This is a genomic window from Halorubrum sp. CGM5_25_10-8B (genome assembly GCF_005435095.1).
Taxonomy (GTDB): Archaea; Halobacteriota; Halobacteria; order Halobacteriales; family Haloferacaceae; genus Halorubrum; species Halorubrum ezzemoulense.
Genome location: NZ_SGTY01000001.1, coordinates 181,580 through 201,025, shown reverse-complemented (window position 1 = coordinate 201,025; position 19,446 = coordinate 181,580). Strand labels below are relative to the sequence as shown.

12 protein-coding genes and 1 tRNA gene are annotated in these 19,446 nt (G+C 70.0%); 6 read left to right on the top strand and 7 right to left on the bottom strand.

Annotated features, from left to right (window positions below; translation table 11 throughout):
• Positions 1-10 precede the first annotated feature (10 nt).
• The 5 genes from EXE51_RS01005 to EXE51_RS00980 all read right to left on the bottom strand — a co-directional run bounded on the left by EXE51_RS01005 (position 11) and on the right by EXE51_RS00980 (position 9,852).
• Complete coding sequence (locus EXE51_RS01005) at positions 11-2,092, bottom strand: prolyl oligopeptidase family serine peptidase (RefSeq protein WP_137691888.1); 2,082 nt, start codon at positions 2,090-2,092, stop codon at positions 11-13.
• Between the two features lie 145 nt (positions 2,093-2,237).
• The gene (locus EXE51_RS01000; RefSeq protein ID WP_137690226.1) at positions 2,238-3,605 is read right to left on the bottom strand and encodes an MFS transporter; all 1,368 of its coding nucleotides are present in this window, start codon (positions 3,603-3,605) and stop codon (positions 2,238-2,240) included.
• Between the two features lie 203 nt (positions 3,606-3,808).
• The gene (locus EXE51_RS00995) at positions 3,809-6,694 is read right to left on the bottom strand and encodes an exodeoxyribonuclease V subunit beta (protein ID WP_137691887.1); all 2,886 of its coding nucleotides are present in this window, start codon (positions 6,692-6,694) and stop codon (positions 3,809-3,811) included.
• Positions 6,691-9,273: a PD-(D/E)XK nuclease family protein gene (locus EXE51_RS00990; RefSeq protein ID WP_137691886.1), complete on the bottom strand. Its 2,583-nt coding sequence runs from the start codon at positions 9,271-9,273 to the stop codon at positions 6,691-6,693. The genes EXE51_RS00995 and EXE51_RS00990 overlap by 4 nt, the downstream gene beginning before the upstream one ends.
• Before the next feature lie 504 nt (positions 9,274-9,777).
• Positions 9,778-9,852 (bottom strand) — tRNA-Arg (locus tag EXE51_RS00980).
• Between the two features lie 332 nt (positions 9,853-10,184).
• On the opposite strand from EXE51_RS00980, the gene EXE51_RS00975 reads away from it, so the two are divergent.
• Both EXE51_RS00975 and EXE51_RS00970 read left to right on the top strand, forming a co-directional pair.
• Complete coding sequence (locus EXE51_RS00975) at positions 10,185-10,784, top strand: recombinase RecA (RefSeq protein WP_086219755.1); 600 nt, start codon at positions 10,185-10,187, stop codon at positions 10,782-10,784.
• Positions 10,785-10,860: 76 nt separating this feature from the next.
• Complete coding sequence (locus EXE51_RS00970; RefSeq protein ID WP_049930089.1) at positions 10,861-11,283, top strand: CoA-binding protein; 423 nt, start codon at positions 10,861-10,863, stop codon at positions 11,281-11,283.
• A 61-nt stretch (positions 11,284-11,344) separates the two neighbouring features.
• Here the strand turns inward: EXE51_RS00970 and EXE51_RS00965 are convergent, their stop codons facing one another.
• The gene (locus EXE51_RS00965) at positions 11,345-12,325 is read right to left on the bottom strand and encodes a PLP-dependent cysteine synthase family protein (RefSeq protein WP_086219756.1); all 981 of its coding nucleotides are present in this window, start codon (positions 12,323-12,325) and stop codon (positions 11,345-11,347) included.
• A gap of 155 nt (positions 12,326-12,480) precedes the next feature.
• Here EXE51_RS00965 and thrS point away from each other — a divergent pair, with 155 nt between their 5' ends.
• On the top strand, positions 12,481-14,457 hold the full coding sequence (thrS, locus tag EXE51_RS00960) for a threonine--tRNA ligase (protein WP_176450747.1): 1,977 nt from the start codon (positions 12,481-12,483) through the stop codon (positions 14,455-14,457).
• 9 nt (positions 14,458-14,466) lie between these two features.
• Here thrS and EXE51_RS00955 read toward each other — a convergent pair whose 3' ends face one another.
• Positions 14,467-15,987 carry an ATP-binding protein gene (locus EXE51_RS00955; RefSeq protein ID WP_049929673.1) on the bottom strand — a complete coding sequence of 507 codons (1,521 nt, stop codon included), beginning with the start codon at positions 15,985-15,987 and terminating at the stop codon, positions 14,467-14,469.
• 242 nt (positions 15,988-16,229) lie between these two features.
• Here EXE51_RS00955 and EXE51_RS00950 point away from each other — a divergent pair, with 242 nt between their 5' ends.
• The 3 genes from EXE51_RS00950 (at position 16,230) to EXE51_RS00940 (ending at position 19,414) form a co-directional block, all read left to right on the top strand.
• Entirely contained in the window at positions 16,230-17,396 is a 1,167-nt protein-coding gene (locus EXE51_RS00950) for an alanine--glyoxylate aminotransferase family protein (protein ID WP_086219757.1), read from the top strand.
• A gap of 78 nt (positions 17,397-17,474) precedes the next feature.
• Positions 17,475-18,584, top strand: a complete 1,110-nt coding sequence (locus EXE51_RS00945) for a guanosine monophosphate reductase (protein WP_049929675.1) — start codon at positions 17,475-17,477, stop codon at positions 18,582-18,584.
• A 110-nt stretch (positions 18,585-18,694) separates the two neighbouring features.
• Complete coding sequence (locus tag EXE51_RS00940) at positions 18,695-19,414, top strand: class I SAM-dependent methyltransferase (RefSeq protein WP_137691885.1); 720 nt, start codon at positions 18,695-18,697, stop codon at positions 19,412-19,414.
• Positions 19,415-19,446: the final 32 nt, after the last annotated feature.

Here is a 19,446-nt window from a genome sequence, read left to right as displayed (position 1 = left end):
CGCCGGCGACTCACTCCGGCCGTTCGCCGACGAGGAGGTCGAGGTCGGCGACACTGCCGGCCGGGTCGAAGTCGAACGCCGCGCCGTAGAACGCGAGTTCGGCGGCGTGCGCCCGGGCGACGTTGTCGGCGTCGCGGAACCCGTGGCGCTCCTCCGGGAACTCCACGTACGCGTACGGCGTCTCGTTCGCGACGAGGGCGTCGATCATCGCCTCGGCCTGCGCGGGCGGGACCACCTCGTCCTCGCCGCCCTGTAACAGCAGCAGCGGCGCGGTGATCCCCTCGGCGTGCGCGACCGGCGACCGCGCCTCGTAGACGTCGTCGGCCTCGGGGAGCGGGCCGACGAGCCCGTCGAGGTAGCGCGACTCGAACTTGTGGGTCTCCGCAGCCAGCGCGCGGAGGTCGGCGACGCCGTAGTAGCTCGCGCCCGCGTCGAACGTGTCGTGGAACGCGAGCGCGGCGAGTACCGCGAACCCGCCCGCGCTCCCGCCCGAGATCGCCAGCCGGTCCGGGTCGGCGAACCCCTCGTCGGCGGCGTACCGTGCGGCGTTGACGCAGTCGAGGACGTCGCGAACGCCCCACTCCCCCTTCAGCGACTCGCGGAAGGCGCGGCCGTACCCCGTCGATCCCCGGTAGTTCACTGTGAGTACCCCGACGCCGCGGGTCGTCCAGAACTGGACCGTCGACGACAGCGACGCCTCGGACCGACTCGTCGGCCCGCCGTGGACCCTGACGAGGAGCGGCGGTGCCGCGTCGGCCGGCGCTTCGACATCGGGGTTATGGGGCGGGTAGTAGTGGCCGTACGCGGTCGCGTCGTCGGCGCCGACCGCGTCGCCGGTCGGGAAGGCGATCGACTCCGGCTCCGAGACGTACGCGGCGTCGAGCGCGTCCTCCGTCGACTCGCGGAGCCGAGTTGCTCCGGTCCCCGCCGACCCCGGTCGCCACGCGACGACCGCGCTCGGCGCGTCCGTCCGGTGACCGGCGAAGACGACACGGTCGCCGTCGGACCGGACCGAGGCCGGACGGAAGGAGCTGTACGGGAGGCCCGGGTCGACGAGGTCGCCCGTCTCCGGATCGAGCAGGCGCAGGCTCGGGTCGCCGCCCTCGGTGACCAGCGTGGCGATCCGCCCGTCGCCGAGGAACGCGAACGTCGACACGCCGAGGGTCCACATCGGCACGCCGAACGCCGCCGGCATCTCGCGGAGGACCTCCGCGTCCGATGTCGTCGGGAGCGCGACGCCGGCTCCGCGCTCCCCCTCCTCGGTCCCGGACGCGACCGGGAACCGATAGAGGTTCCACCAGCCGGTGGGGTCGGCCGCCGCGTGGAGGACGCCGTCGGGCGACCACTTCGGCGAGACGACCGACTCGTCGGCGCCGCCCGCGACGACGCGCTCGTCGCGGATGTCGCCCGTCTCGTTGACCGCGCCGACGACGAGTTCGGTCCCATCCCACGGCATGTTCGGGTGATCCCACCGCAGGTACGCGATCCGGTCCCCGCCCGGGGCCGGCCGCGGCGCCGCGTAAAAGTCGTGCCCGTCCGCGACGACGACCGGGTCCGAGATGCCGGTCTCCGGAGCCGGGTCGGGTGACAGCGGGAAGCGGACCAGCTCGTTCTGGGGCTCCTCGTCGGTGCCGGGTCCGACGTGACGCTCGCGGACGGCATAGACCGTCTCCCCGTCCGGAGCGAGCCGCATGTCGGCGTAACGGTGGGCCATCGGCTCCGGCGGCTCCGGCGTGACCGGGGTCGGTTCCGCGTCGCCCCCGGCAGCGCTCCCGTCCGCGGGCAGTCGGTAGAGCCGCTGGTCGTCCATGCTCGCCGCGAGCACCGTCCCGTCCGCGACGAGCACGTCGCCGCCCCCGTACTGGTGGACGAGCGTGCGCACGTCGAGTTCCTCCGACGTCACTTCTGTCGGATCGGCGCCGCGGTCGTCGACCGGGGCGCGACAGACGACGCCGCGACCGCCCTCGGACGGGCGGCGTTCGATCCAGTAGACGTGGTCTCCGTCGGTCACGACGGACGCGAACGACCTGACGTCGGCGGCGACGTCCTCCGGGGCGACCGGCGACGGCCACTCGCCGTACGGTGTCGGCATGGGATCGACGAGCGTCGCCGCTCCAATAAACCTACGCGAGCCGGCCACCCGAGCCACCGGGCGGGGTCCGGCGCCGGGGTCTGTGGTCGCCCGCACCGGGGTCGATGGCCGCCCGCGCCCGGTTCCCGATCCGGGGCGTCTCGCTTCACGCGTACGCCTCGAACTCCTTGCCGAACGCGAGGAAGTAGCCGGTGCCGACGAGCCCGACGACGGCCGCGACGGTGAACGCGACCTCGGGGCTGACGAAGTCCCACAGGTACCCCCCGACCGCCGCGCTCGGGATCACGACCGTGTTCCGGAGGAGGTAGTACGTCCCGGTGACGCGGCCGCCGGCCCCCTGCTCCGCCGGGCCGACGATGAGCGCCTTGTGCGACGGCAGGCCCGCGAACCGCAGCCCCGAGAACGCGAAGACGGCGATCATCACGGCCGACAGTGGCAGCGCCGACCCCGCGAGGGCCGGCGCGTAGATCAGTACGACCGGGAAGAGGGCGTACACCGCGAACCCGACCGCGACGACCGGCTTGAGGCCGATGCGCTCCGCGAGCCGCGAAGCGGGGACCATGATCAACAGCGCGACGAGCATCTCGACGCCGAGGAGGTAGCCGAAGAACGCCTGCGGCGAGAGGTCCACGTCGTACGCGAACCCGCCCAGCGCGACGGTCGCGTCGAGGCCGACTTGGAAGAACTGCGTGACGACGAGGACGAAGAACACGTACACCATCCCGTTCGCGAACCGGACGAGCGTGTCGCCGACGAGCAGCGGCCGGAGCGGCGCCGGCATCTCCCGCAGGTCGCGCCGGACCCGGTCGAGCCCCGCGAACGAGTCGCCGAAGGAGTCGCCGCTCGCGTCGTAGAGGACGTGCTGGACGAGCGTGCCGAGGACGCCGAAGGCGACCGCGACCGCGAGGACGAACTGGAAGCTGACGGTGAACTCCGCGCGGAGTCCGATGAGGACGGCGGCCAGCACGGGTCCGACGAGGAACGCCGTCCGCCGGAACGTCTCCGTGCTGGCGAACCCGGCGGCCAGTCGCGAGGGGTCGGTCGCCTGCTTCACGACGGCGAACGTCGCGCCGAGCCCGAACGACTTCCACGCCTGCGCGAGGACCAGTCCGACGAAGATCCAGACCCACGGCTCCACGATGAGTCCGCCCACCGCGATCGGGCCGACCCCGGGCGCGACCAGCCAGACGAGGAAGCCGAGCGTCGACAGCAGCCCGAAGAGGGTGAGCGCGTACCGCGAGCCGATACGGTCCGAGACGGCGCCGCCCGGGTACGGGTAGATCGCCGAGATAACGTTGCCGAACGTGCCGAAGAGCCCGACGACGAACCCGGACGCCCCGAGCGCGACCATGTACTCCGGGAGGTACCGGTTCGTCATCTGGAACCCCAAGCTGAACGCGAACATCGCGATCGACAGCACGAACACGTCGCGCTCCAGCGCGAAGAGTCGCCGAAACCCGTCCAGCGCCCCGGAATCCGCCTCTGCGTCCGCGTCGTCGCCGCCGGCGCTCACGGGGGCGCCCCCGGTGTTCCGGAGCGGTCGCGGTCGTCGACGCCGGCGCGGGTCGGTCCTGCCTCGGGGAGCGCCATACGCGTCGTCCGGTTCGCGTCGACAAAAATTCCACCCCGTCACGGAGCCGGCGCGAGACGGTCACTCACCTCGGGTGGCGCCAGCGAGGGAGCAAGTCGGGAGCGCCAGTCGGACCGGTCGGGGCCTCACCCGGACGGCGACTCGGTCGCTCGAACGAGCGCGCGCAGCTCCTCGACGGCGAGTGGCTCGACCCGCTCGCGCGTCCCATCGCTCGTGTAGAACAGGCTCGTTTCGACCGCTTTCTCGGCGAACCACTCGTCGAGGACGTGGTAGTAGACGCTGAGCTGCTTCCGGTACTCCGCCCGCGCGCGCCGCGTCGAGTCCGTCTTGTAATCGACGACCGCGACCCGGTCGTCGGTCACGTGAACGAGGTCCGCGATCCCCGAGACCGTGACGCGGCGGCCGTCGACCTCGAGCGGGAGCGTCACCGGCTCCTCGACGTACCGCTCTCCCGACAGCCCGTCGAGTAGGTCGACGACTCGCCGCTCGTGGTCGTTCGACGGCGTCACGTCGTCGCCGAGCGCGTACGCCTCCGCAAAGTCGTGGACCCGAGAGCCGAAGTCCATGCCGCGAGTCTCGGGCGCCGCCTCGGCGCCCGCCTCCGACCGCTCGTCCGCCGCCTCGAACACGGTCTCGTCCATCAGCGAGTGTGGGCTGTGACCGATCGGGCCGTCAGGCGCCGTCACCGAGAACGGCAGTTCCGCATCGGCGGGCTCCTCGCGGTCGAGCGACTCGACCGCTGGTTCGATCTCTTCGACGGCGACGGGAAGCTCCTCGAGGAACGTGTTCGGGTCCTCGCCGGCCGCGAACACGACGTGGCTCTCCGCGCGCGTGACCGCGACGTAGAGCAGCCGGCGTTCCTCGTCGTACGCCCGCGGTAGGCAGCGCCGGATCACGTCGTGCCGCCAGTTGTCGTACACGTGCGGGTGGGCCCGCTCCGCCGAGTACACCTTCTGCTGTCGGAGCCCCACCGGGTCCCGGTACTCGATGACGCTCGATCCGCCGGCTCGAGGCGGGAAGCGCCCCGCGTTCATGTTCGCCATGACGACGATCGGATACTCCAACCCCTTCGCGGCGTGAATCGTCTGGACGGTCACCGCGTCGTCGCCCGCGGACGCGGCGACGTCGACCGTGCTGCCGGTCTCGACGCCGCGCTCCATGAACCGGATCAGCTCGCCGCGAGTCGCCGTCGTCGCGTCGTGGACCGACTGGACCGTGTGGAGGAGCACATCCGCCGCGTCGCCCGCGAAGCCGTAGCGGTCGAGGACGCGGCGGGCGACCGCGCCGACCGACTCCAGATCGTGGAGCCCGTCGCGGAACGCCGCCGGGTCGTCAGGGTACGACCCCGTCTCCAGGAAGCGACCGATCTCGTCGAACGCGTACCCGGCCCGTTCGAGGACCACCGCCCAGCCGCGGTCGGCGTCGGTTTCGAGGATCCGAAGCCACGCGAGCAGCAGTTTCGCCGGATCCGTCCGGAACAGTTCGATCCCGCCGTCGTAGGCCATCGGGAAGTCGTACTCGCCGGCGGCGGCGAGGAGTTCCCGCCCGTAGTCCCGGGTCCGGGTGAACACCGCGATATCCCCGTACTCCGGCGGTCGCGGTTCGCCGTCCGCCCCCTCGACGGCGTAGTCGTCGTTGCCGACGATCGCCTGAACCTTCGAGAGGACCGCCTCGTGTTCGTCCTCGTGGCGGATTCCCTCGACGACCGTGTTGTCGAAGGGAGCGTTCGAGGAGAGCCCGACGACGTCGTCGGGGTCGACCGCGACGGTATCTCCGCTCGCAGCCGGCGCCGCGATCGCCCGCTCCGAGAGGTCGATGACCGACGCCGTCGACCGGTAGTTCTCCCGCAGTTCGATCCGGGTCGGGTCGGTCGCGTCGAACGGGACCCGGTCGGCGTCGTCGTTGAGTTCGGCGGCGAACCGCTCCAGCCGCGCTTCGAACTCGGTGACGTTGCGCACGTCCGCGTACTGGAACGAGTAGATGCTCTGCTTCCAGTCGCCGACGGCGCAGAAGTTCTCGGTCCCGGACAGAAGCAGCGCGAGCTTGAACTGGAGCTCACTCGTGTCCTGAAACTCGTCGACCATGACGTACTCGAACTGCGCCGCCTCGCGGGCGCGCTCGTCCTCGCAGAGGAGGACGAACGCGAACAGCTGGAGGAAGCTGAAGGATAGGTAGTTGCGGCGCAGCGCAAATCGCAGGTACTCGAAGTACACGTCGCGGACGAACGTCTTGAGCCCGTCGCGGTCCTCGTCGAAGACCGCGCGCGCCACGTCGTCGTCGAGGCGCTTCGTCCCGCGGCCGCCGCGCAGCTCCGACTTCGACGGGGCGTCCGAGCGGTACGTCTTGTGGCGGCCGAAGTCGCTCAGGTCCTCGCGCAGCGCCGACTGTTTCCGGCCGTCGTTCCGGGGTCGGTTCGCCGCGTCGAACCGCGCTCTGAACGCCTCGAAGTCGCCGTCGAGGTATGATTCGCCGCCCCGATACCACCCGTCGGCAGTGGGGAAGATCCCCTTCGACGCGAGCTCTCCGATCAGGTCGAGCAGCTCGCCCGGTTCGGCGAGCGCGCGGTAAAACGCCGCGTGTTCCGGGTGGTCGTCGCGGAAGCCGCCGAAGAACTCGCGGAACCGCTCGGCCTCGATCAGCTCGTCTTCGAGGATCCGCGTCGACCCCGTGATCCGCTCGTCGAGGCCGAGGTGTGTCGGCGCGGCGTACCCGTGCTCCTGAAGCAGTTCGTGGCAGTGCGAGTGGAACGTCCGGATCGGGGCGTCGGCCAGCTCCCGCAGGCCGTACGCGCTGTGGTCGACGATCCGCTCTCGCATCTCGGTCGCGGCGCTCCGCGTGAACGTCGCCAGCAGCACGTCGTCCGGTTCCACGTCCGGCCGGTCGACGATCCGTCCGTAGCGCCGGGTGACGGCGAACGTCTTCCCCGTCCCGGGACCGGCGTCGACCAGGTGCGTCCCCGCCGTGCTCTCGATGAGCTCCCGCTGGGCCTCGTTCGGCGTCGGCTCGCTCATCGGTCCCCCTCCAACAGCAGGTCGCGGTTGTCCACGCGCCGGTAGTTCGGCTCGCCGGCGAGCCCGTCGACCGGGAACCGCTCCTCGCCGGCGCGCCGGGCGTTGAGTTCGTCGAGGCGCTCGTCGACGAACGCCTCGAAGGCGTCGAGGTCCTCGCGGAAGAAGGCCCGCCTGCGGGCGCCGTTGAGCTCTCGGATCGCCTGGTCCGCGCCCTTCTCGGCGTCGACGGCCGCGGACGTTTCCGCGTCGACCGCGGCGGTGAACCGCTCGGCGAACTCGGAGTCGCGGAGTTCGCCCTTGTCGGTCGTCTCGGGGAACGTCAGCGGGGCCACAACCTGCTCGTAGGCCGAGTAGCCGAGGTCCTCGAACGTCTCCCGACAGTCGGTGTAGCCGTCGAGGAGCCGCTCGTACGCATCCCGGGAGCCGACGTACTCGTCGAAGGCGACCGGGTGGTAGGTGACCGTCGTGAGCGCGTCGCCGAGGTCGGCGTCGCCCGCGATCACGTCGGCCATCGGCTCGAGGAAGTGGAAGAACGTGAACTCCAGCCGCTCATTCGGACGGACCGACCGGTAGTACGTCAGGTACAGCGCCGCCTGAAAGTTCGGCGCGTCCGCCGGCGGGTCGACCGCCGCGTCGCCGACGACCTGTGCGGTGCGCTTCTTGCGTCCGCTCTTGTAATCGAGCAGCGCGGTCGGCGCCCGCACGAGGTCGATCTTCCCCTTCACGCCGAGGGCATCGTCCTCGAACCAGCGCTCGGTGAGCGGCGAGTCGACCGGCTCGTCGAAGTGTTCCGCGAAGAAATTGGTTCCCCACCCCGACGCCGCCGTGAGGAAGTCGTCCGACTCCGGCCCCTCCTCGTCGAGATACTCCGCGATCAGCTCCAGTCCGATGCGGTACTTCCGGCGGCGGAGGGGCTCGTCGGCGGCCGAGGCGAACGCCTCGGTCTCCGCGAGCATGGCGTCGACGAGGGCGTCGGTGTCGGCCGCGGCGACCGCTTCGGGGTGGTTCACGTAGAACTCCGCGAAGTCGTGGAAGAGGGTCCCCTCGACGAACCGTTCCCGATCCGGAGTGTCGAGGAGCCGCCCGAAGAGGTAGTCCCGGGGGCTGTTGACGTAGCTATTCAGGGTCGACTGGCTGACCGTCCCGACCGTCTCGGGGTCCACTCCGGTCGGTTCACGGTCGAAGCCCGCGCCCGTCGACCGCGGTCGCGGCCGGTGTTCGACCGAGTCGAGGTCGCTGAACCGCTCGAACTCCTCGTCGAGGAGGTCGCCGAGGTACAGGCACGGAGTGACCGGCTCCCCGCCGGCCGCGTCCTGAACGAGGTAGTACCGTCGGTCGCCGCTCTGGAGCAGGCGCTGGAAGTCGCCGACGTAGCGCGCGAACTGGGTCTCGGTGTCCACCCACGGCCGCTGGGGCGCCGAGTGCGTCCACTCCTCTCCCATTCCGAGGTGGAAGACGACCGGGCGGTCGACGTACGCGGAGGACTTCGCGTCGGCGAGGAGGACGCCCTCGTTCTCCCTGTCGACGGGGACCTCGTAGGTCTGGAGGTAGTAGGCGAGCCGGTCGACCGCGCCGGCGGTCACTTGCGCGTCGGCGAGCCCCAGGTTCCGCAGCTCCTCGTCGAGCCGGTCCAGTTCGACGCCGGCCTCGGTCGCGTAGGCGTCGAGCGCCGCCGCGAACGTCCGGTCGCCGACGCCGTCGCGGAACGTCCGCAGCCACTCCGTGGCGGGGTGGTCGACGGCCGCCAACCGCCGCTCCCGGTCCGCGGTCGGGACGTCCATCCCCAGTTGCGCGAGGATCGGGGCGGCGTCGCCGACGGTCGCGTCGCTCCCCCGGAAACAGAGCCGGAGGAGCCGGACGAACGTCCGGTGGTGCGGGTCGTCCGCGAACCCCGGCCCGCCGTAGAAGGGGATGCCCGCGGCCTCGAACGCGGACTCGACGAGCGAGGAGTACTTCCCGCCGCCGTCGAGGACGACGGCGACGCGGTCCGCATTGTGCGTCGTGATCGTATCGCGGAGCGCGGCGACGATGTCGGTCGCCGACTCGAAGACGTGGAAGGGCGGGGGATCGAACGCCTCCCCGCTGAAGAGGTCGACGCGATCGAACGCCTCCGGGAGGACGCCGCGCTCCAGTTCGGTCAGCTGGTCGTACCCGACGACGGCGACGGACCCCCCGTCGTCGATCGCGTACTCCGTGAGCCGCTTCGAGGTCGTCCGCAGCGTCCGCATGACTTCGACGACCTCGCGGGTCGCGTCGTCGACGTAGGCGTCGTACTCTAAGACCGCGCCGAGCCGGCCGGTGTGTTCCCAACACTGGAGGACGTTCCCGACGGCGTACGCGACCGCCTTCCAGTCGTGGTCGGTCTGTCGGACGATCTCGAGGAACGCCCGGCGGTCCTCCGCCTGCTCGCGGCGACCGGCCGCGAGGCGGCGCGGCGTGGTCGCGAACGTTCCGAAGTGCGGGCGGTCGAGGCGGCGGTTGATCGCGCTCGCGAGCGGGGCGTCGGGCGTCACGACGAGGTCGTAGTCCCGGACCTCCGCGTAGAGCGACGCCGCGTCTTTCGCGCTCCGAATAGGCACGACTATGGGGAGCCGGACGAGTCACAAAAAGATAGCGGGGACGCCGATCGGTTCGCCGAGTCCGGAAGCATCCGGAGGCGCCGTTGTGCGACGTATTCGACTCCGATCAGACGATCGATCGACGGCTTCCGAAGCTTGAGGACGCGGGGCTCGTGGACCGCTACGACCCGCAGGGGGACAGTCGTATCACGATCGCGGTCGAGTCTCCCTCATTGGCGAACGCGACGAGAGCACCTCGAAGCCGACTGAGTCCGGTTCCCGTCGCTACTCGACACCGAGCTCGCGAGCGGCGGCCGAAATTGTGAGTCTCGTGTGCGCTCCGCACCGTCTCTAGTAACCGGCAACCGATCGGAACGGTAAGCGAGTGACGCCAGTGTATAAAACGCAAGGAGAATACCCGCGCCTTTAGCCGCGGGATGAATCCGGCAAGCTCTCTACACCCATCATTCGATCCGAGACTCTACAGTAGAGTTGGGACTAGTTCGGCAACGGACCGCGAGTGAGTGGGCGCTACAGGATTTGAACCCGTGGCAACTTGGTCCGAAGCCAAGCACTCTGTCCAAACTGAGCTAAGCGCCCTCACGTCGGCTTACTTCCGAGAGCGTGTTAAGTCCCGCGATTCGAAACCGGCGCCGCGCAGTCCGTCGGTTCCGGCCCGGCGTCGCCGATCGGTCGATTCGCCTGCGTGATAGATTTCCACGGTCCGGCGGCGTTCGGCCCCCCACTGGCGGCCGCATTCGCCGTCCGATCGGGTCCACGGCCCGATCGAGACGCGCCGTCGCGTCGCAGGGGCCGATCAAAAAGAATATTATTCGGAGCGGGCATGTTCAGGTAGTAGATGTGTCTTGGTCGCACGGCCTCGCGGCCGAACGAGTGGATCGCGCCGACGTCGCCGCCCCCGAGGTGCGTCCATGTATGAGCTGACGCCGCATTTCGACGCCGAGGTCGATCCCGGGACCAACATTCTGTTGACCGGCCCGCCGCTCAGCGGGAAGCGGTCGATCATGATGGACGTCCTCGCCGCAGGGACCGATCGCGACGAGGGGGCCATCGTCGTCACCACCAAGGACGGCGCCGATCGGGTGCTCCGCGACTACGAGGAGCGGACGCCCTACGAGGGGAAGCCCGTCGCGGTCGTCGACTGCGTCACCCGCCAGCAGGGGGGCGAGACCCGCGAGTCCGACCGTATCAAGTACGCCTCCTCGCCGGTAGACATGACCGGGATCGGGATCAAGCTCTCCGAGTTCCTCCAGGCGTTCGGCGACCGCGGTATCGATCAGAACCGCGTGATGGTCCACTCGCTGTCGACGCTGCTGATGTACTCGGACCTCCAGACGGTGTTCCGGTTCCTCCACGTGTTCACGGGCCGCGTCCAGAGCGTCGACGGACTGGGACTGTACAGCATCGACTCGACCGCCCACGACGACCAGGCGATGAACACGCTCAAACAGCTGTTCGACGGCATCGTCACCGTCCCCGAGGACGGCGACCCCGAGATCCGACTCCCCTGACCGGGAGCCGACGACCACGCTTCTCTTCACAGCGGCTAGGGATCCGTTTAATCGCATGGCGATCGAATCGTCGACCATGCCCGTCACGGACGACGCCGGACTCGACCGCCTGCTCGACGCAGAGACGATCGCCGTCGTCGGCTGTTCGACGACGCCCGGGAAGGCCGCGCACGACGTGCCCGCGTATCTTCAGGACCGGGGGTACCGCGTGATCCCGGTGAATCCGTTCGCGGACGAGGTGCTCGGCGAACCGGCGTACGACGCGGTCGGCGACGTGGAAGAAGAGATCGACATCGTTGACGTGTTCCGGCCGAGCGAGGAGGTCCCGGAGATCGCCGAGGCCGTCCGCGAGCGACACGCGTCGCGCGGCGACGCCGGGACGCTGTGGCTCCAACTCGGGATCAGCCACGACGAGGCGGCCGCGGCCGCGGAGGAGGACGGGATCGACGTCGTTCAGGACCGCTGTCTCAAGGTCGAACACGGTCGGCTGCGCGGATAACGGACCGGGCGGCGGCCGCGGTACCGGCCGGTGTCTGGGCGGCGTCGCGCCGCTCCGCCACCTACCCCTCCCACTCCTCGAAGGACCGGTAGACGCCCTTCGAGAGGTAGCGCTCGGAGGAGTCGGGGAAGACGGTGACGACCGCGTCGTGCGGGGCGTCTATCTTGCCGTCGCGGATCTCCCGCGCGACCCGCTTCGCCGCGATCGCGTTCGCGGCCGACGAGGAGGCGACGAGGTGGCCCTCCTCGCTCGCGAGCCGGCCCATCTCCTCGTGGACGTCGCGGTCGTCTATCGCTTGGATCTCGTCGACGAGGTCCGGGTCGAACAGCTCGTTGCGTCCGGTGTCGTGGGTGCCGATCCCCTCGGTCTTGTACGCCTCGTGGTCGACGTCTTCGCCGAGGAACTCGCGGTACGCGGAGCCGGCCGGCTCGACCGCGACGACGTGGGTGTCCGGGTCGGCCTCGCGGAAGTAGCGGGCGATCCCCATCAGCGTCCCGCCCGTGCCGCAGCCGGCGACGACCGCGCCGACCTCGCCGTCGAGGGCCTCGTCGATCTCGGGGGCGGTCGTCTCGTAGTGTGCCTCGGCGTTGAGCGGGTTCGAGAACTGTTGGGGGACGACCGCGTCGTCGAGCTCCGCCGCGATCTCGTGGGCGCGGTCGATCGCGAGCCCCATCCCGTCCTCGCTCGGCGTGTTCACCACCTCGGCGCCGAGCGCGCGCATGAGCTGCTGTTTCTCCACCGAGAAGCGCTCGGGAACGACGAAGACGGCGTTTAACCCCAGCTGCTTGGCGGCGACCGCGAGCCCGATCCCGGTGTTGCCGGCGGTCGGCTCGACCACGGTGCCGCCCTCGCCGAGGTCGCCCCGCTCCAGCATGCGTTCGAGCATGTACCTCCCGATGCGGTCCTTGATGCTCGCTCCCGGGTTGAACGACTCCAGCTTGGCGTACACCGGCACCGCGGTCGGCGCGTCGTGGACCTCGACGAGCGGCGTCTCCCCGATCGCCTCCAACACCGACGACAGGGGCTCCCGATGACTGGTCATAGGGCGGCAAACGTTGCCGGGTGATTTGTGTGTTGCCATCGCTCGCTCCCGATCCGGGGCTCCAGAGCGGCGGCGTGACTTGCCGGGATCTGGCGGCGAGCGGCGAACGATGTCCGGTCGACCGTGACGCTCGGCGCCGCGGATCGAACACACTTATGACGGTCGTCCGGTTCCGACACTGTATGAGCGAGACCGATGCGGAGGCCGAGGTGACGGTCGTCCTGCCGGACGGATCAGAACTCACCGTTCCGGCGGGCTCGACAGTCGAGGACGTCGCCTTCGAGATCGGCCCCGGGCTCGGTCGCGACACCGTCGCGGGGAAGATCGACGGCGAACTCGTCGAGAAGCACGCGGCGGTCCACGACGGCGCGCGGATCGAGATCGTTACCGACCAGTCCGACGAGTACCTCACGGTGTTGCGCCATTCCGCGGCCCACGTGTTCGCGCAGGCGCTCCAGCGGCTCCACCCGGAGGCGACGCTGACGATCGGCCCGCCGACCGACGACGGCTTCTACTACGACGTGACCGACGTGGACGTCGACGAGGACGACCTGGCCGCCGTCGAGGCGGAGATGGACGAGATAATCGCCGCCGACTACGACATCGAGCGCGAGGTCCGCTCGCGCGAGGAGGCGAAAGAGATCTACGCCGACAACGAGTACAAACGCCAGATACTCGACGAGGAGGCCGACGGCGAGGAGGTCACCTTCTACGTCCAGGACGACTGGCAGGACCTCTGTCAGGGCCCCCACGTCGAGTCGACCGGCGAGATCGGCGCGGCGACGCTGCTCGAGGTGTCGGCCGCCTACTGGCGCGGCGACGAGGAGAACGACACGCTGACGCGCGTGTACGGCACCGCGTTCGCGAGCGAGTCCGACCTCGAAGAGTACCTCGAACTCCGCGAGGAGGCCCAAGAGCGCGACCACCGAAAGATCGGGCAGGAGATGAACCTCTTCTCGATCCCGACGGTGACCGGCCCCGGCCTGCCGCTGTACCACCCGCCGGGGAAGACGGTGCTGCGCGAGCTGTCCGACTTCGCGAACGAGCTCAACCGCGAGAAGGGGTACGAGGAGGTCGAGACGCCGCACGTGTTCCGGACGGAGCTGTGGAAGCAGTCCGGCCACTACGAGAACTACAAGGACGACATGTTCCTCCTCGACGTGAACGACGAGGAGTACGGCCTGAAGCCGATGAACTGCCCGGGCCACGCGACGATCTTCGACCAGCAGAACTGGTCGTACCGCGACCTCCCCCAGCGCTACTTCGAGAACGGGAAGGTGTACCGGAAAGAGCAGCGCGGCGAGCTGTCGGGCCTCTCGCGCGTCTGGTCGTTCACCATCGACGACGGCCACCTGTTCGTCCGCCCCGACCAGATCCGGCAGGAGATCGAGTCGGTGATCGAGATGATCTTCGAGGTCGTGGAGACGCTCGATCTGGAGGTCGAGGTCGCCTTAGCGACCCGCCCCGACAAGTCCGTCGGCGGCGACGAGATCTGGGAGTCCGCCGAGGAGCAGCTCCGCGACGTGCTCGAATCGGGCGGCTACGACTACGACATCGAGCCCGGCGACGGCGCGTTCTACGGCCCGAAGATCGACTTCGGCTTCGAGGACGCTCTCGGCCGCGTCTGGGACGGTCCGACCGTCCAGCTCGACTTCAACATGCCCGACCGGTTCGACCTGACCTACACGGGCGAGGACAACGAGGAGCACCAGCCGGTGATGATCCACCGGGCGCTGTACGGGAGCTACGAGCGGTTCTTCATGGTGCTGATCGAGCACTTCGACGGGAACTTCCCGCTGTGGCTCGCGCCGGAGCAGGTTCGGATCCTCCCCGTCTCCGACGAGACGCTGGGCTACGCCCACCGCGTGAAGAACGAGCTGGAAGACGCGGGCTTCCGCGTCGAGGTCGAGGACCGCGACTGGACCGTCGGCCGCAAGATCCGCGCGGGTCACGACGACCGCCTCCCGTACATGGTCATCGTCGGCGACGACGAGCAGGAGGCGGGCACGGTCTCGGTGCGCGACCGCTTCGAGAACCAGCGCGGCGACGTCGACCTCGACACGTTCGTCGACCACCTCGTCGACGAGCGCGCGGAGAAGCGGACGGAGCCGGACTTCGTCGACGCCGAGTGACCGAACGGCTCAGGCGGCCTCGACGCCGGTGATCTCGAACCGGGCGCCGTCCGCCTCGGACGCCGTCACTCGCACCGCCCAGCCGTGCGCGTCGGCGATCTCGGCGACGATGTTCAGCCCGAACCCCGTCCCGTCCGTCGTCGTCGTGTAGCCGGTCTCGAACACCTGGTCCCGCTCCGCTTCGGGGATCCCTTCTCCGTCGTCGGCCACGTAGAACCCGGCGCCGTCCGCGAGCGGTCCGACGGTGACCGTCACGTCCTCGCCGCCGTGTTCCACGGCGTTCCGGAACAGGTTCTCGAACAGCTGTCGCAGCCGCGCCTCGTCGGCGAGGACTTCAGAGTCGTCGAGCGCGACGCGGAGCGTCCCGCCCCGACTGTCGCTCGTCTTCCACGCGTCGGTCGCGAGCGCCGCGAGGTCGACCGGGTCCGGGTCCTCGACGTCGCTCCCCTCGCGCGCGAGCGCCAGCAGGTCGTCGATGAGCGTCTCCATCCGTGAGAGCGACCGCTCGATCGGGGCGATGTGGTCGCTGTCGGACTCCTCGGCGAGGAGGTCCAGCCGACCCCGGGCGGCCGTGAGCGGGTTCCGGAGGTCGTGGCTCACGACGCTGGCGAACTCGTCGAGCCGGTCGCGTTCGCGTTCGAGCTGCTCCGCCGCGTGCTGTCGCTCCAGTTCGTAGCTCACCCACCGCGTCAGCAGTTCGACGAACGTCCGCTGCGTGTCCGTGAACGGCTCGCCGCGCGGCGTGGTCGCGGCGAAGCAGAGCGTCCCGTACTGCTCGCCGTCGATCTCGACCTGTCCGCCGATGTACGTCTCGAGGCCGAACGTCTCGTAGGCCGAGTCGTCGTTCCACCCGTTCTCGGAGGCGTCGACGACTGTCAACAGCCGGTCGCGCTCGATGGTCCGCTTACAGTACGCCTCGTCGAGGGGGCAGGTCTCGCCGGCCTGTAGCAGCGGGTGTTCCGCGTGCGATATCTCGACGTGCTGGGTGCCGTCCTCGATCCGGGTGAGGAAGCCGTTCGGCACGTCGAGGTACTCGCAGCCGAGCGTCAGTATTGCCTCGACCTTCTCCTCGAAGGTGCGGTCCTGGTCCGAGGAGACCGCGTAGAGGCGCTGGATGGCCCGGAGGCTCTCCCGCTGGCGCCGCTCTAGGTCGCGTCGCTCGGTGATGTCCCGGAGGTACACCGAGAGCCCCTCGTCGGAGGGGAACACGCGCACGTCGAACCAGACGCCCAGCGGTTCGTAGTACGAGTCGAACGAGACGGACTCTTGGACGTCCATGGCGTGGTGGTACCGCTCGTAGAACTCCGTCCCGGTCGAATTCGGGATCGAGTCCCACAGGTGACACCCCACAACCGTCTCGCTCGGATCGACCGCGTCGTCGCGCATCGCGGCCCGCAGGATCCGCCGTCCCTCCTCGTTGGCGTACGTGACTCTCCAGTCCGCGTCGAGGGCGAAGAACCCGTCGGCCATCCGGTCGATGACGGTCTGGAGGTCCTGGTCTGCGCTCGATTCGCCCGCGCGGTCGCTCATGTCGCGTCATACGCGTCACGGGGATTTAGGTACCGGTGGTCACCGCCCCGGACCACCGAGCGTCTGCGCGGGTCGACGGAGTTCGATCGGCCGGGCGCCCGTTCGCGGTGCGGCGACTTCGATCGGCCGGGCACCCGCTCGCGGCGCAGCGATAGCGGCCGGCCGTCGTCGTCGGCCGTCACTGCGTCGGCGAGCCCGCGCGTTCCGTCGGGTTTTTGTCACCGCTGGCTGGACTCAAGCGCATGTCAGAGCGATACGCCGAACGCGGCGTCGACGAGAAAGCGCCCGACGTGGGGGAGCTGACGCCGCCGGACCGCACGCTGATGGGCCCCGGTCCGAGCGACGTCCACCCGCGCGTCCTCAAGGCGATGAGCACGCCGCTCGTCGGCCACCTCGACCCGTCGTTCGTCGAGATCATGGACGAGGTCCAGGAGCTGTTGCGCTACACGTTCCGGACCGACAACCAGTGGACGATCCCGGTCTCCGGGACCGGGTCGGCGTCGATGGAGGCCGCCATCGGCAACCTCGTCGAGCCGGGCGACACGATGCTGGTACCGACGAACGGCTACTTCGGCGGCCGGATGAAGTCGATGGCCGAGCGCGCGGGCGGCGAGGTCGTCGAGGTGGACGCCCCGTGGGGCGAGCCCCTCGACCCCGTCGACGTCGAGCGCGCCTTCAACGAACACCAGCCGGACGTGTTCGGGTTCGTCCACGCGGAGACGTCGACGGGCGTCCGCCAGCCGAACGTCTCCGAACTGACCGACATCGCGCACGCTCACGACGCGTTCGTGATCGCGGACTGCGTCACCTCGCTCGGCGGCGTCGAGATGCGCGTCGACGAGTGGGGCGTCGACGCCGCCTACTCCGGCCCGCAGAAGTGCCTCTCGTGTCCGCCGGGGGCGAGCCCACTCACGCTCAACGACCGCGCGATGGACAAGGTGCTCGACCGCGAGGAGCCGGCCCGCTCGTGGTACCTCGACCTCTCGCTGTTGGAGGGGTACTGGGGCGACGAGCGCGCGTACCACCACACCGCGCCGATCACGAACGTGTACGCGCTCCGCGAGGCGCTCCGCCTCGTCGCCGAGGAGGGGATCGAAGAGCGGTGGACGCGTCACCGCGAGGTCGCCGGCGACCTGAAGGTAGGGCTCCGCGATCTGGGCCTCGAAATGAACGCTCCCGACGAGTACTGGCTCCCAAGTCTGAACGCGGTCCGGGTGCCCGACGGGGTCGACGACGCCGCCGTCATCGACCGCCTGCTCGACGAGTACGACCTGGAGATCGCCTCCGGGCTCGGGGACCTGGAGGGCGACATCTGGCGCATCGGCTGTATGGGGCACTCTGCCCGCCCGAAGAACGTCGAGTACGTCCTCGCGGCGCTCGAGGGCGCCCTGGCCGAGCAGGGGTACTGACGCGTCGCGGCAGCGCGACCGCGCCCGCTCCGGCTATCGAGAGGTTTTTTACCGTCCGTCCCCCGTCCCGCTAAGGGTATGAACGATCTACGAACCGGGCTGAGCTACGGGGACGTGCTGCTCGTCCCGCAGCGGTCGCCCGTCGACAGCCGGAGCGACGTGGACCTGTCGACGCGGTTCACGCCGAACGTCGAACTGGAGACCCCGCTGGTCTCGGCGGCGATGGACACCGTCACGGAGGCCGAACTGGCGATCGAGCTCTCGCGGGCCGGCGGGCTCGGCGTCCTCCACCGCTTCCTCACCGTCGACGAGCAGTCGGCGCAGGTCGAGCGGGTGGCCGCGGCCGGCGAGCGGGTCGCGGCCGCGGTCGGCATCAACGAGGACCACCTCGCTCGCAGCGCCGCGCTGGTCGACGCCGGCGTGGACGCGATCGTCGTCGACGTCGCGCACGGCCACCTCGACCGGACGATCGCGGCCGTCGAGGAGATCGCGGCGGAGTTCCCGGAGACGGACCTCGTCGCCGGCAACGTCGCCACGCCGGCGGGCGTCGAGGACCTCGCGGCGGCCGGGGCCGACTGCGTGAAGGTCGGCATCGGGCCGGGTTCGCACTGTACGACGCGGAAGGTCGCCGGGGCCGGCGTCCCACAGCTCACCGCGGTCGACGACTGCGCGACCGCGGCCGCGGACCTCGACGTGACGATCTGCGCCGACGGCGGCATTCGGACCTCCGGCGACGCGGCGAAGGCGCTGATGGCGGGGGCCGACACGGTGATGCTCGGGAGCCTCTTCGCCGGGACGGCGGAGGCCCCGGGGGCGGTCGTCGAGGTCGACGGGACGCGGTACAAGCGGTCGCGCGGGATGGCGACGACCGCCGCCGCCGAGGACCGGGACGACAAAGGCGCGAACGTGGGCGCCGACGAGGGCGTCGAGGCGCTGACGCCCTTCAAGGGCCCGGTGGGGACGGTCGCCGAGGAGTTCTGCCAGGGGATTCGTTCGGGCCTCTCGTACTGCGGCGGGCACACGCTCGAAGGCGCCCGGGAGCGCGCCGAGTTCATGCGCGTCGCCCCCGGCGCGAAGGAGCGCGAGGGGTTCCACACCGACGACGACTGGGAGGGGATCAGCGTGGACAGCGAGACGAAGCGGGTCGCCGACTCGACCGGCGGGTCGGCTGCCGAGGGCGACGACTGAACGGTCAACTGCGTCCGGTCCCGTCGCCGGCGGACACGAGGTGCGACCCGGTGCGTCACTGCGTGACGATATCACGGACCGCTTTTCACCGTGAGCGGACAGTCCGGCGTATGGCCGACGCCTTCGGACGCGCGCTCCGCGACCACAACCGTGGCGACCGGACGGAGCCGCTCTACCAGGGAGACGGCGAGGCGGTCCGCGAACATCCGATCGAGGCGTTCTATTTCACCGAGTTCGACCCCGACGACGAGGCGGGGTCGTGGCTAGCGTCCCGGCTGGAGTGCCCGCTGGTCGACCTCGGCGCCGGCGCTGGCCGCCACGCGCTGCGGTTTCAGGAGCGGTTCGAGACGGTGGCCGTCGAAGCCAGCCCGGCGCTCGTCGAGACAATGCGGAACCGCGGCGTCGCCGACGCGAGGGAGGGCGACATGTTCGCCCTCCGCGAGTCGTTCGAGCGCGACCGATTCGCGTCGGCGCTCGCGATCGGGACGCAGATCGGGCTGGCGGGGTCGATGCGCGGGCTCTCGGCGTTCCTCAGCGACCTCGCGTTCGTGACGACGCCCGACGCGACCGCGGTGGTCGACTGCTACGATCCCGAGCACTCCGAGGCGGCGGACCTGTTCGGCTACCGCGCGGACCCGACGCCGGGGCTCGCGCACCGCCTCATGTGGTTCCGGTACGACGGGGAGACGGACCCGACGCTCCACTTCCGGCTGTTCTCGCCGGACCGACTCCGCGAGGCCGCCGTCGGGACCGACTGGGTCGTGGACGCGGTCGACCGCGAGGGCTCCGGCGACGGCCCGCACTACCGCGCCGCGCTGCGGAAGCGGTAAGCGGACGTGGCCGCTCGGTGTGCGGGCCGCAC

Coding starts and splice junctions, on each gene's coding strand:
- EXE51_RS01005 (WP_137691888.1), bottom strand. CDS start 2,092: ATGCCGACACCGTACGGCGAGTGGCCGTCGCCGGTCGCCCCGGAGGAC.
- EXE51_RS00995 (WP_137691887.1), bottom strand. CDS start 6,694: ATGAGCGAGCCGACGCCGAACGAGGCCCAGCGGGAGCTCATCGAGAGC.
- EXE51_RS00975 (WP_086219755.1), top strand. CDS start 10,185: ATGTATGAGCTGACGCCGCATTTCGACGCCGAGGTCGATCCCGGGACC.
- EXE51_RS00970 (WP_049930089.1), top strand. CDS start 10,861: ATGCCCGTCACGGACGACGCCGGACTCGACCGCCTGCTCGACGCAGAG.
- EXE51_RS00965 (WP_086219756.1), bottom strand. CDS start 12,325: ATGACCAGTCATCGGGAGCCCCTGTCGTCGGTGTTGGAGGCGATCGGG.
- thrS (WP_176450747.1), top strand. CDS start 12,481: ATGACGGTCGTCCGGTTCCGACACTGTATGAGCGAGACCGATGCGGAG.
- EXE51_RS00955 (WP_049929673.1), bottom strand. CDS start 15,987: ATGAGCGACCGCGCGGGCGAATCGAGCGCAGACCAGGACCTCCAGACC.
- EXE51_RS00950 (WP_086219757.1), top strand. CDS start 16,230: ATGTCAGAGCGATACGCCGAACGCGGCGTCGACGAGAAAGCGCCCGAC.
- EXE51_RS00945 (WP_049929675.1), top strand. CDS start 17,475: ATGAACGATCTACGAACCGGGCTGAGCTACGGGGACGTGCTGCTCGTC.
- EXE51_RS00940 (WP_137691885.1), top strand. CDS start 18,695: ATGGCCGACGCCTTCGGACGCGCGCTCCGCGACCACAACCGTGGCGAC.